This is a genomic window from Echinicola soli, assembly GCF_006575665.1.
Lineage (GTDB): Bacteria > Bacteroidota > Bacteroidia > Cytophagales > Cyclobacteriaceae > Echinicola > Echinicola soli.
The window spans coordinates 3,732,692-3,746,559 of record NZ_CP041253.1 but is presented as its reverse complement, the minus strand read 5'-3'; the positions used below and the strand labels follow the sequence as shown (position 1 = coordinate 3,746,559).

Annotated in this window: 10 protein-coding genes; 4 read left to right on the top strand and 6 right to left on the bottom strand. The window is 43.8% G+C overall.

Features of this window, described 5'->3' with window-relative positions; genetic code table 11:
* Window positions 1-9: 9 nt before the first annotated feature.
* Window positions 10-3,105, bottom strand: coding sequence for a SusC/RagA family TonB-linked outer membrane protein (locus FKX85_RS14800; protein WP_229239636.1), 3,096 nt, complete (start codon window positions 3,103-3,105; stop codon window positions 10-12).
* A 366-nt stretch (window positions 3,106-3,471) separates the two neighbouring features.
* On the opposite strand from FKX85_RS14800, the gene FKX85_RS21465 reads away from it, so the two are divergent.
* From FKX85_RS21465 to FKX85_RS14790, 3 genes are all read left to right on the top strand, one after another.
* On the top strand, window positions 3,472-3,630 hold the full coding sequence (locus tag FKX85_RS21465; RefSeq protein WP_168196270.1) for a hypothetical protein: 159 nt from the start codon (window positions 3,472-3,474) through the stop codon (window positions 3,628-3,630).
* A 37-nt stretch (window positions 3,631-3,667) separates the two neighbouring features.
* Window positions 3,668-4,873 (top strand): vWA domain-containing protein, encoded by a 1,206-nt coding sequence (locus FKX85_RS14795; protein WP_141615475.1) that lies wholly within the window; start codon window positions 3,668-3,670, stop codon window positions 4,871-4,873.
* A gap of 414 nt (window positions 4,874-5,287) precedes the next feature.
* Entirely contained in the window at window positions 5,288-6,607 is a 1,320-nt protein-coding gene (locus FKX85_RS14790; protein ID WP_141615474.1) for a rhamnogalacturonidase, read from the top strand.
* Between the two features lie 204 nt (window positions 6,608-6,811).
* Here the strand turns inward: FKX85_RS14790 and FKX85_RS14785 are convergent, their stop codons facing one another.
* The 5 genes from FKX85_RS14785 to FKX85_RS14765 all read right to left on the bottom strand — a co-directional run bounded on the left by FKX85_RS14785 (window position 6,812) and on the right by FKX85_RS14765 (window position 12,291).
* Window positions 6,812-8,056, bottom strand: coding sequence for an RNA polymerase sigma factor (locus FKX85_RS14785; protein WP_229239635.1), 1,245 nt, complete (start codon window positions 8,054-8,056; stop codon window positions 6,812-6,814).
* Between the two features lie 2 nt (window positions 8,057-8,058).
* Entirely contained in the window at window positions 8,059-8,400 is a 342-nt protein-coding gene (locus tag FKX85_RS14780) for a YciI family protein (RefSeq protein ID WP_141615473.1), read from the bottom strand.
* 117 nt (window positions 8,401-8,517) lie between these two features.
* Window positions 8,518-9,099, bottom strand: a complete 582-nt coding sequence (locus FKX85_RS14775) for a Crp/Fnr family transcriptional regulator (RefSeq protein WP_141615472.1) — start codon at window positions 9,097-9,099, stop codon at window positions 8,518-8,520.
* Between the two features lies 1 nt (window position 9,100).
* The gene (locus FKX85_RS14770) at window positions 9,101-10,120 is read right to left on the bottom strand and encodes an SDR family oxidoreductase (RefSeq protein ID WP_141615471.1); all 1,020 of its coding nucleotides are present in this window, start codon (window positions 10,118-10,120) and stop codon (window positions 9,101-9,103) included.
* An 824-nt stretch (window positions 10,121-10,944) separates the two neighbouring features.
* Window positions 10,945-12,291, bottom strand: a complete 1,347-nt coding sequence (locus FKX85_RS14765; protein ID WP_141615470.1) for a purple acid phosphatase family protein — start codon at window positions 12,289-12,291, stop codon at window positions 10,945-10,947.
* 133 nt (window positions 12,292-12,424) lie between these two features.
* On the opposite strand from FKX85_RS14765, the gene FKX85_RS14760 reads away from it, so the two are divergent.
* A complete protein-coding gene (locus FKX85_RS14760) occupies window positions 12,425-13,762 on the top strand; it encodes a PhoPQ-activated pathogenicity-related family protein (RefSeq protein ID WP_141615469.1) in 1,338 nt (445 codons plus the stop codon).
* Window positions 13,763-13,868: the final 106 nt, after the last annotated feature.

Below are 13,868 nucleotides of genomic sequence, written 5' to 3'. Positions count from 1 at the left end.
ATTTTTTGGTTAAAACTGCAGGCTCAATCCAAGGGTAAAGGTCCTTGGCCGAGGATATTGGAAAAAGAAGATGTTCTGGCCCCATTGGTTGCCTTCCCAAGAAGAAGCCTCAGGGTCATATCCTTTAAATTCATCGGAATGTATAAGGAAGGCATTCTGCACACTGGCATATACCCTCAGCTTATTCATGCCGATCCTGTCCAATAAAGACTGGTCAAATGAGTAACCCAGCGAGATCAAGTTACCCCTGATATAAGAACCATCTGCAACCCAATGGCTGTCTACTTCACTGTTCTGTCCCGAATATGGCCCGTTTCTGATCTGTTGTACCATGGTGTTCTGATTGGTCTCTGTCCATGCATCATAGAGCACGTCCTTCAGGCCGCTGGCATAACCGGTACGATCTTGGGTAGAATGGAAAAATTGCTGCAGGATATCCACGCCTGCCACAAACTGCACGTCCAGGGTAAGGTCAAAATTACCATAATAGAAATTATTGATAAAACTCCCTGTCCAATGCGGAAGTCCGTTTCCTATGATCTTTCTTTCAGCACTCCGCTTCGCTTCTCCGGGGATGGCTCCGACTTCAGCCGCTTCCGTTGCTTCGTCCGTACCCCAGGTGCCCAATCGTTCGTAACCCCAGAAAGAACTCAGGGACTCGCCCACACGCAAAATGGTCTGGCTACCAGAAACCCAGTTGGGGCCGGGAAAGATGTCCTCGTCATTTTCTCCAAGCTGTTCGATTTGGTTCTTGTTATAGGAAAAATTCAGGGTAGACTCCCAGCTGAAATCGGCATTGGTAACTGGAAAGGCCCGCACCAACACTTCAATTCCTTTATTGGATACCGATCCAATATTGTCCCTGACAGCGGCAAAACCGGTGGAAGAAGGAACTGGTCTGTCCAGCAACAGGTCAGTGGTCAGTTTATGGTAATAATCAAAACTGAATACCAATGCCCTTTCCATGAGTGTCAGGTCCATCCCTATATCAAACTGGCGTGTCTTTTCCCATTCCAGGTCCGGGTTGGGAAGCCTGTTGACATAGCTGATGGGAGCCCTGGATCCGTTGATCAGCGTGGTACCGGTCGAAACTGTACCCAGGGATTGGTAGGTAGGGATTTCGGTATTTCCCGTAATCCCATAACTTGACCTGATCTTGAACTCATCCACGGTACCGGACAGGCCTTGCATAAAAGGTTCTTTTGAAAGCACATAGCCCACACCAACGGATGGGAACACCCCATACTTGTTGTTTTCACCAAACCTGGATGAACCGTCCACTCTTCCGGTAAAGGTCAGCAGGTATTTGCTTTTATAATTGTAATTGCCTCGTAAAAAATAGGAATTCATGCTCCATTCATCATATCCTGAATTGGGTGTTCCCGGCTGACTGGCCGACTGCATCCTGTTAAACTTAAAGGTATCATCGGAAAATCCCGTGGCACTTACATTAAAGTATTCTGAAGTTCTTTTTTGCCAACTAAGCCCGGCCATTGCATTTAACCCATGATCCCCAAAATCCTTGGTATAGGTCAAATAGTTTTCTTGCTGCCAATACAACACTCTTTCATTGGCCAAATAAGCGTAACCGTTTGGCGAGGAGATATTGATCAGGTCAGTTGGACTGTAAATCTGCTCATTAAAGTCATTTTTATCAAAACCAAACTGTGTTCTAAGATCAAGTCCGGGAAGGATATGGAAAGTCGTATAGATGTTCCCGAACAGTTTGGTCCTTTTTCTAAGCCTGTCCTGTGTGGTCAGCACGTGTACAGGATTGGGAATGGCTTCTAATCCATAGGGATCTTCGACCATACTGGAATTGCTCCAAGTGCCGTCGGGAAACTTGACAGGGAAAATGGCAGGCATCTCGATCATGGAACGTCTTGGCATCTGGTGACCCCCACTTTCCTCAAATACGTTCTCGGTTGTACTGTTGGCCAACAGGTTCAGCCCAACCGAAAGCCATTCTTTTGGATCGGCATCGAATGCAAACTTGCCATTTACACGTTTTAGATAGTTGTTCAGCATAATGCCCTGCATGTCGGTATAATTGACAAAGGCACCAAAAGAGGATTTCTCCGCCTTGGAACGATAGGACAATTGATGGTTATGGGAAAGGGCAGTCCTGGTAGCTTCCTCCTGCCAATCGGTATCATATAACGGATTGCCATTTTCATCAAAAAGATTAGGATCGTTTTTGGTAAAATCCGGAATGGGCGAATCCGGTCGATATTTATTGTGGTTGGCAAATCCCTGTTCCAGGACTTCCATAAATTCCTCCGCATTGAGCACATCCATTTTTTTTGGCAGTACCCCTACACTGAAATAGCCATCATATCCAATAGTGGTGCCGGTGTTTTTGGCCCCTCTTTTGGTGGTGACCATTACCACACCGTTGGCCCCACGTGCACCATAGATTGCGGTGGAAGAAGCATCTTTCAAGACTTCCATGCTCTCAATGTCATTGGGATTTAAAAATTCTATGTTCTCCATGACCACGCCATCTACCACATAGAGCGGCTGAGATGACGAGTTAATGGTTCCTAATCCGCGTATAAGTACCCTGGGACTGGAGGATGGTGACCCTGAGTTCAAAAATACATTTACGCCGGCTACTTTTCCCTTCATACCCTGTAGGGCATTTGCCACTGGCGCTTTGAGGATTTCATCCCCTCCGACCACACCTACCGAACCGGTCAGGTCAGATTTTTTCTGGGTACCATACCCCACTACGACTACCTCATCGAGGCTATCCTCGCTGGGATCCATATTGATCTCGAGCTCGGTCTGTCCTGTAAGGGGATATTCCAGTGATTCCATACCGATAAAACTGAAGATCAAAACCGGATCCGGGGTGTCAATGGTAATGCTAAACTTACCGTCAATATCACTGACAACCCCTTGTCCTGTACCCTTTACAAGGATGTTCACTCCCGGGAGTGGTTCTTTGGTGGCATTGTCATACACCACACCATTGTAGGTTTTGCCCTGCTCTTGGGCATAACCCGTCATCTGGAACAACAACAAAAGCATAAAAGCGATACAGGCCACGGGGACCTTCCACATCACTTCATACTTTGTGTGTAAGCATAAATGTGTTTTCATAGTTTTTTGGGTTATTGAAAAGCTTATATGTTTAAACATTTAAACTTAACGATAATTCCCCAAATAAAAAATTCATTCCATAAAATCACGAAGTAAAAATGATCTGAGTTTTTAAGTCGTGACAGAAATTTGTTATTTAATTGATGGTTATTAAACAGGAAACCATTAAACCCCATAGTTCCAACCACTTCCAAATGCATAGATTCAAATAATAGAAGCGTCAAAAGACGAATATCCAGCGCCTTTCCATATATTTTGAGAGCATAAAAACAACGTTTTATCCACAATAAACATTTCACTGACAAGCCGCCAGATAATATTCCTGATTCAGGAATGTTTATGTCCGAATGTTACATATCATCTGACATGATCAGAATTATATTGGATCGTTTTGGCCCTTCCTGTCCTTCTTTGGAAGGGCCCTGGCAGCCACTCATGAAAAACAAGGGAGCCAGAACACTATTGATAAGGTTAAAAACCAATAGACGAAATATTTCCCTATTCGGTGAGACAAAAACAGATTAAATTTCGTCAGGACATTAAGACCTAAATCTATTTTATTATGAAAAGATCATTACTACCTTCTTTTTTATTTTTGGCTGGCATAATAAGTCTTTTGGGCTGTGAAAGTCACTTGGGTAATTCAGACCCTGAATCCGATGCCAGTTACGGCAAGCTTGATGGTTCATTTTCAGGTGAAGGAGCTTCTTCAGGAAGTGGAAATGGCCAGGGCCAGGCACCACAGCCCGGAGTGATTACCGCCGGGGAATGGCATGACCTGAGCCAATGGGAATTTTGGCAAAACCTATTTAACGAAAAGGATTTTGAGCACATGCCCGAATATTGGGGAATGGACTTCCAACACCGGATTCCTATTCACATCAATCGACCCAATGGACAACCTGTTGTAGATGTTCCTGTCTCATTGAAGGCTGGTAATGAAACCATTTGGCAGGCAAGGACAGACAATAAAGGCCGAGTAGAATTATGGGGAGATGTCTTCACTAATGCATTGGCAAGAGTAAAGGCAGAAAACCTGACCATTGCTATCGATGGTGGCAATAAAATTATCAATGTCTCCCAAACCAATTCCCAACACCCCCTTCAAATCGCCTATACGCCGAGTAACTACCCTTCAAATCAAGCAGAAATCGCCTTTGTAGTGGATGCGACCGGATCCATGGGGGATGAATTGAAATATTTAAAGACTGAGCTGCTCGATGTAATCCAAAGGGCAAAATCAGAAAACCCTAGAACGGAATTTTTAACTGGAACGGTATTTTACCGGGATACTGGCGATGAATACTTGACCCGCCAATCTCCCTTCACTTCCACTATAGAAACTACGCTGTCATTTATAAAAGACCAAGAAGCCAATGGAGGCGGTGATTTTCCTGAGGCCGTCCATACGGCACTTTCCAAAGCCATGAACGACTTGCAATGGTCCACTCAAGCCAAGACGAGGCTACTCTTTTTATTGCTGGATGCCCCGCCACATCATGACGACCAAATCATAGATGAAATCCATGACCTTACCAAATTGGCTGCCGCCAAAGGCATCAAAATCATCCCTGTTACCGCTAGTGGAATAGATAAGGAAACCGAATTTCTAATGCGATTCTTAGGCATCATCACCAATGGCACCTATGTTTTCATTACCAACCACAGCGGCATCGGTCATGACCACTTGGAACCCTCCATCGGAGAATATGAGGTCGAATACCTTAATGACTTGATGGTGAGGCTAATTAGTGAATCAGTGAAATAGAAAGATATGACCGGCAAAACCACTCCTAGAAGGCACGGTTTTCCAAAGCCCAAAGGCCTTCTCCATAAATCATGGAATACCAGTCTACAAGGCCAAATCATCACAGAGGCAGTGAGGGGACTTTCCTTATTGCCTCTGCACCTTTGCCCTCCCCATTGATACAAATAAGTGTTTTTATTGATTGATAGCAGGCTCCCCAGCAATATTCCTTGATCTATCTTCTGCTCCTTTTCAGTGTAAGGCCTTTCTAAATTGAGGCACCCAAATGGCAGAAAACCTACCCTGTCTCCCACTTTCTTACAGGAAACCATAACGATACAGGATTGATATGTAAACCCAATCAATTAATTTCCAACCATAAGTAATTAGCCCGCATTTAAACACAACTAAAACGTATAAATCCAAGATTCATCCATGAAAAGTTTCCTCTTCCTTTTTTTTATGTTAATGACCAGTTTAGGCCCGGTAATGGCTCAGGACGACGTATTTCCGGATGGCACGCCCATCCCCGATTGGTTTAGGGAAATCGAACCCACCGATATCGATAAATTGGGAAAACACTACCGGATCACAGATTATGGCGTGGTCAGTGACAGCACGGTTTTACAGACCGAAAAGATCCAAGCAGTCATTGACCAAGCACATGAGCAAGGTGGTGGCGTGATTATCGTTCCAGCGGGCACCTTCCTAAGTGGATCCCTGTTTTTCAAACCAGGCACTCACCTACACCTCGAAAGAAACGCGGTCCTGAAAGGAAGCGATGACATTACCCATTTCAAATTATTGGAAACTAGAATGGAAGGACAAACGCTGAAGTACTTTGCCGCTTTGGTAAATGCCGATGGAATGGACGGTTTTACCATTTCCGGGAAAGGCACCCTTAATGGCAATGGCCACCGCTACTGGCGTCATTTCTGGATCCGCCGTCAGTTTAATAAAAACTGTACCAACATGGACGAAATGCGTCCACGTGTGCTTTATATTTCTAACAGTAAAAATATCCAAGTATCTGGCATCCGCCTGATCAACTCCCCTTTCTGGACATCGCACTATTACAAATGTGAAAATGTGAAAATTCTGAACCTCCATATTTTTGCTCCCCACACCACTGAAAAAGCACCGAGCTCAGATGCCATCGACTTAGATGCCTGTAAAAACGTATTGGTAAAAAATTGCTTTATGTCTGTCAATGACGATGCGATTGCACTCAAGGGAGGTAAAGGCCCTAAAGCCGATACTGACCCCAACAATGGAGGAAATTATAATATCATTGTGGAAGACTGCGAATTTGGATTTTGCCATAGTGCATTGACCTGCGGCAGTGAATCTATTCACAATAGGAACATCATTTTAAGAAGGATAAAAGTTACGGATGCCAAGCGCCTATTTCTGCTAAAAATGCGCCCTGATACACCACAAAACTATGAGTACATCACTCTTGAAGATATCACGGGCAGTGCCAAAAACATGTTTAACTTCAGTCCATGGACGCAATTCTTTGACCTCAAGGGCGAAACGGGCATCAAGTTCTCAAAAGGTAATCACATTACTTTCCGTAATATCGATCTAGATTGTGATCGGATCTTTAATTCCAGGGCTTCTGATCAATATAAAGTCTCCAATGTGACCATGGAAAACGTTAAGCTGTCTACCTCACCGGACCAAGAAACCAAGCCGGAATATATCGACAACTTGATCATGAAAAATGTCAAGATCAATGGAAAGGAATTGTAAAGTCATTATTTTTGGGGGCGATTGTTTGTTTTTTCTATCAATAGGGAAGAAAAACAGTTGACCCCCTGATCTGATGATTTCTTCACACACCCCAAAGTGGAGCGTATTGGGCATCTCTTAAAATTTCCCTTTTCAAAACCTGCCCCAACAAGTAAGAATAAGCATTGGGTGTTTTTTTCTGGAAGTATGCAGAATCATCATCTTTCATTGCTTTTTCGACTTCATCCGATCGAGTTGTTTCTGTAAGGTCAATTTTTCACTTTTTGAGTTGCTCAGTTGGATAGCACTTGTATAATATGCCACTGCCTTTTCGGGAATTTCGTTAGCAAACAAATATCCCATCAAGGCATGGTAATGGCTATTATCAGCCAAATCTAATTTTTCAGCCTCCATCAATGCGCTCTTTGCTCCATATACTTTGGAATATGCAAATACCCTATTCATAGCAGTGATCGGTGAATATTCAATAAGGATAAGCTGGTTGTACCTTTGCAAGATATGTGGCCATTTTTCTTCTCCCACTGCAGCGGAATGCCAGTATGCAATAGCTGCCTCCAAATGGTACTTTGAAAGCTGCTCTCCCTTGCAGGCTTCGATCAAAAAATAATTTCCTCTTTGGATAAGGGATTGATCCCACTTGGACTTGTCCTGCTCTTCAAAAAGGATGACCTCGCCATTCTCCTCCTGTCTGGCCTCCAATCGCGAAGCCTGAAAACACATTAATGCCAACAAAGCGTTGGTCACTGGTAAATTGGTAATGTCATTTTCTGTTAAAACAACCGCCAGCCTCATTGCCTCTGAACAAAGTTCTTTGCGAATGGGATGCTCGGGATGATTGGAAGAATAACCTTCGTTGAACAATAAATATATGGTTCTTAATACTGGCGAAAGCCGCTCTTGAATGGCATTGTCAGAGAGTAATTGGATATCAAAATTGGCTTTTCGAAGGTTCTTTCGCGCACGGAGCAGTCTCTTTTTGATGGTTTCCCTTTTGGACAAAAAAGCATTGGCAATCTCTTCTACACTGAAGCCACATAGAATTTGCAGCGCCAGGGATATCTGGCTTTCTTGAGCGTTAATCGGTGAGCAAACCACAAATATCATGGCTAGCTGGCTATCTCTGATGTTTTCCTCGTCAAAGGCTACTTGCGTCTCGGCCATCATTGTTTTCGGCAAATCAGTTTTTACCTTTTCCTCAAATACATATAAGTGCTTAAAATAGTCCTTGGTTTTATTTTTGGCCACTTTATAGAGCCATGCTCTAGGGTTTTCAGGAACTCCTTCAAGTGCCCATATTTCTGAGGCCTTTAAAAATGCATCGCTTACGATATCCTCAGCTATCTCTATATGCTTTAAGCCAAAATGACGGCACAGCACGGCCGTCATCTTGGAATATTCCTCTCTGAACAGGTGAGGCAAAAGCTCAGGATAGCTATTCGTTTTTGCCAAAACTAATCCCTTTTCAATACTTCCCTCACTTCTATGTTCCCGCCAATCTTAAAGATTGGGTTTCCTTGCGCCATTTCCACAGCTTCGTCAATATCCGCTGCCTTGACCACAATATAACCACTGATAAATTCCTTTATTTCGGTATAGGGGCCATCAGTGATCACATTGTCTGGCTTGACCGTTTTGGCACTACCCGGGATTGGAAGTAAGGTGTTTCCTTTATCCACCAGCTTGTTTTGGGCGGCAATTCCCCCAAGCCAATTCATGCGCTCCTGCATTTGTTCTGGAGATGGCTTGAAATCCGCCATGTCCTTAAGTCTGAAAATCAATGCAAATTCTTTCATCGTTTTATTATTTTTGATTCACCCTTATGACGATTGAATATTAAAAATGGGGACAGGTACTAACAACTTAAATTAAGGAGGTTACCACATCAAGTCCCTCGCATGTGGCGAAGCATATCAAACCCTATCCTCCATCAACTGTCGCCTGATCCTGCTCAGAGATTGCGGCGTAATTTTTAGATATGAAGCAATATACTGCAAAGGAACCTGATGGGCCAAATCAGGATACCTACGCAGAAACTCCACATATTTGGTCTTCGAACTACCGTAATTCAAAAAATCACCGTCTGTGATTTTATTTAACAAGTGCGCTTCTGATACTGCCTTAAAATAAATAAACAAATTAGGAATTTTCTCCAACAACTGCTGAAAGGTATTCTGGTGGATAATAAACACTTCGGTAGGTATCACTGCCTGAATACCGTCCTTCCCTACCTGTCCGGAATAATAACTTTCAAGCTCCACTGCAAACTGGTTTGGCCTGACAAAATATTTGGTGACCTCAGTTCCGTTGGCTTCGGCGGCATACACCCGTATCGCTCCATGGTTTACAAAGGCTATTTCTTTGGCAACCTTTCCAATACGGTGAAAATGATCACCAGAATTAAGCATTTTCTGTCGGAAGGAACCTGCTACGGCACCAATGTCCCCCTCAGAAAGGATGCCTCCAAATTCCAATGCACGTGTAAGTTTTTCCATTTTATTTCACAATTCCCTTTTCAATAACACTTTCGGCGCAAGAAACAATCGCTTCCTCAACGGATTTAGGCTTCCAACCCAACTCCCGAACAGCTTTTTGATTATTGACTTTCCTTTTTATTCCCAAATCCACTAATATCGGACCTACTGAAGGATCAATTTTGGCAAACACCCTCACCAAAAAATTGGGCATTTCCCAAGATGGCAGCTTCCGGTCGGGGAAATTCTCCTTTAGCACTTTAGCAATTTCACTAAACATTCGATATCCGGAAGAAGCCAGGTAACGGTTATGGGCAGCTTGTTTCTTTTCCATTGCCAATATAAGCAAATCTGCCACTGATCTTACATCGATGATATCAAAACCAATCTTTGGTAAAGCAGGGGTGCTACCATCCAGTAGCTTGATCACGATATTTGCCGATGTTCCAAAATCAGCTTCCAACACCGGCCCAAGAATCGCCCCCGGCAATACAGTCACCAATTCCATTTCAGGGTGCTTAAAAGCAAAATCCCAAGCGGCCTTTTCGGCAATGGCCTTGCTTCGGAAATAAGGCGTGGTGTCTTTTCGGTTAGAAGGATCTGTCCAATCTGCCTCATCCATGGTTTTGGTTAGCGTATCAGAGGATTTACCATAGACTACCGCTGCAATGGATGAGGTCACCACTACCCGCTTCACCCCATTGCCTTGGGCAGCACGCAAAACGTTCAGGGTGCCTTCTTTGGCCGGATGGATGAGTTCCTCCTCATGTTTTGGCATGTTCCTGGGAAATGGAGATGCTATATGTTGAACGAAATCCACTTCCTTGGTCAGGGTCTTCCAAACTATCGGATCATTCAGGTCGGCTTCTTCTAATGTTAGGTAAGCAGTCTTATCAGTATGGGAAGCAATCAACTTTCTGATGGCATTGGCTCTGTTCTGGCTCCGAAATGTCCCTGTAACGGCATAACCCTTTTCCAAAAGTCGAATGGCCGTATGAGCACCCAAAAAACCTGTCACTCCTGTTAGCAATACTTTTTTCATCTGTTTTATTCTTTTCTCCAAAAATCGAAAAGCAGCGGAAGACCTCTATTACCATTTGGTAAGTAATGAATAAAATTAGGATTAAACTTGCTTAAATCACTTGATATCACTTATTTAACATTAAAATTACTTAAACCAACATGTCCAAACAGCGTAAAAATAAAGATGCTCCACCACCTAGCCCAAAAGCAGCTCCCTCCTCGCCCGTCTGCTATCAGGACAGTCCGGAAATAAGGGCAGAATATAGTATCCCAACTATCAAAAAAGCTGAAAAAAACGATACCCAATCGTCGTAAAATTCTTCAACACTCACCACAAAACAGCTCTTGTAGTTTCGGATAGGATTCAATAGCCAGTTGTCCTGGCACCCATTCACTCGCCCTGTAAATCCTCAGTAATATTAACAGCTGTACCCAGTTCTTCCACCACTGGGAGTACGGTATCTGCCTGGTCTGTCTTCATGTCCATATCTACCATCACCTTGTCCTTGAAGGCAATCAGAGCATCTTTTAGTATAGGGATGGTTTGCTAGGATGTCGGCTACCTGGGCTTGGCATACCGAACCCAAAAACAGGCCAGGGTAATCGCTTTTAAAAGAAATGTTGTATAAATCACAATTTTTAATTCGATGTCATTCCGACTTGAGGAGGAATCTCAATTTTAACTAAGAGATTCCTCCTTTCGTCGGGATGACAAAGGCATTGTTAGAATAGCGTAGCTAGTAGAATACACAGTCGCTCATCTAAAAACCATTTTCCTGAAAAACAAACTGGCCAGAACCAGCGAAAGACAAAAACGTTGTACTTATAGCCTTTTCCTAAAATTCAGGGATTATTATCCCCAACCCGCTCTTTGGTGGCAGGAATGTGATTTATTAGCGTATTTTTCCCTTGCTCATCTTTTTGGAGGATAAAGGCATCATACAGTTCACCAGTGGCCGTAAGTGCCTGATACTCCAGTTGGTCTCCACCGATATTGATCCATTGGAAAAGCTGGGTCATATAGGCCCTTCTGTCCATCCAAGGGTCATCTCCTATATCATACATTTTAGGACCACTTACTGATACCACATACATTGGCCCTTCACCCAATAATTCCTTTCCATTTTTAGAAGTCACACGACCACGGGCATAGGCATGGTCATGGCCTTGGAGCACCATATCCACTTTATATTCCTCGAGCACGGGTTTGATATACGCTAGCATATCTTCATTGATGCGATTGGGTTTGGTGGAGTAAATCGGATAATGAAACGTAATGATCGTCCACTTTTTTGGATTCTTTTCCAGGATTTCCCTTAGCCATTTTACTTGAGCCATCTTTTGAGCTGGGATTTCATCTATTTGTTCCGCATCCAATGAAATCACCTTTAAATCTGGATAATTCACTTCATAGGCCATTTCTTCCAAGCCTTCCGGCCCGTTTTCAGGCAAGTTAAACTGAGGTTTCCAGTGCTTGGACAGGATCACACCTTTGGCATATTCATGATTTCCGGGAGTCATCATGACCGGTACAGATGCATGGACAAAACTTCCAGCTTCAAACCATCCTCCCCACTCAAAGTCCGCGTCTTCATAATTGATCAGGTCTCCCGCATACAGCATAAAGTCTACCCGAGGAAATTGGAAACAGGCTTCTCGAATGACCCGGCTCCATTTGGAGGAAACGTCATTTTGGGCATCTCCAAAGTAGAACAAGCTAACGGGACCGTCTTTCTTGGGCATTTTAAATTGAAACCATTCACTCCAGACCTTATCTGATCCCACTCGGTACACGTAAGTTTGACCTGGAGTCAGCCCTGTCAGATCCACCTCGTGGTAATGGGCCCTGATCACAGGTTCATCGTCTTGTTGTGTTTCCAGGTAACTCGTTGTAGCAGTCACAGTTTCAGCTTTTTTACTGAATGCTGGCCCTGCTGTAGCCACAGCAAACTGAAGGAAAGAGGTCGATTCAGAGGCAGCCGTGCGCCAGTTGATGCCTACTGCTTCCAATGGATTGGCTGCCAAATTGAGAATAATCCTGTCTGGCTTTGCTGTAGGCATCAAATGGACCTTATCTGGAAAACTAACTGAATCTTGATCCAGGATGGACTTACCGGATACCTCTAGTTTGAATCCACATAAAAGACATAGCAGTAACACACTCAAAACCAATGATTTGGAGTTAATCATATTTATATTTTTCACTTGTGGTTTATATTTTTTTAAGTAATTTTAGTTGTCTTCTTCTTTTTAAACACTTTACACTAGTTAAACTTTGGATCAGCCCTTATGGGCTATTGTTTGTTGTTAATTTTATATGAAGATGCATCACTTACGTCACAGTATACTGGTCATGTTGATGACTGGAGCCTTCGTAATTTCTGCCTTTGCTCAGGAAAAAAACGAAGCCATCACCAATTTTCTATCATCGCCTTCGCCAGAATTTGCGGTGGAGCTAGTGGATAAAATCAAATCCGCTCACCAAACACAATACGAGCTGTTGCTCACCTCCCAAAAGTGGAAGGACTATATCTGGAATCACCGATTGGTGATTCTGGTGCCTGACCAAGTTAGGTATGATCAGGCCATGCTTTATATCGGTGGCGGCCGGCTGGAAAATAACCTGCCAAAGCAACGGGACCGTGATGATGCCGTCGTTAAGGGCCTTGAAAATTTGGCAATCGATAACAAAGCCATCGTCGCTGCCATCTTCCAAGTGCCCAACCAACCGATTTTTGATGGAAAAGTAGAAGATGAAATCATCTCTTATACCCTGCACCAATACCAAGAAACGGGTGATGAAACGTGGCCGCTGCTCTTTCCCATGGTAAAATCCGTCCAACGCGCTATGGACGCCATCACGGCATTTTCAAAAGATGAAACCGGCCATATCCTTAACCATTTTCTACTGACAGGCTTATCCAAAAGAGGCTGGACCACATGGCTGACCGGAAGTCAAGATAGCCGTGTCAATGCCATCGCACCGATGGTGATCGATGTGCTGAACATGCCCGTCAGCTTGCAATATCAAATAGAAATGTGGCAGGATTATAGTCCTGAAATTCAAGATTACGTGGATCTCGGCATCCCACAGACCTCCAACACCCCAGAAGGAACCGCCACTATTTCCATGGTAGACCCTTATGCTTATCGTGACCAGTTGGATATGCCCAAGCTGGTTTTCATGGGCACCAATGACCCCTATTGGCCCATCGATGCGGCCAAAAACTATTGGGCTGAAATCCCGGGAGACAATGATTTGGTGTACATTCCAAATGTGGAACATGGACTGGGAAATGGGGAAGTCGCCCTCCAAAACCTCAGCGCCTTCTTGGAATACCAATGCCTCCGGCAAGCCCTGCCACAGGTAAAGATGGATGTCGAAAAATCAGGAAATAAGCATTTGGCCGTTTCATGCAGCTTCAATGACCATAAACCCGACAAGGTGCTGCTCTGGGAGGCATCATCACCAGAGGACATGGATTTCAGGGATGAAAAATGGAAATCCAAAACAGTAAAGCACTACCAAGCGAAGGTAAAACTGCCGAAAAATGGCCAGAAGACCTTCTACCTTGCTTACCATTTTACCAGTCCAGGCGGAAAGAGCTACTATATTTCCAGTAAAATCATCCGCTGTGACGCTGAAGGTGTAGTAAAGTAAAAAAGCCATGGGAATGCTGAATTTAACTAAGCTTTTCATCATCTTGGAATAATGGAATTACTAGTTTGTGCAGGGAAACCGCTTATAAATTCTAATTCGTGGTCAT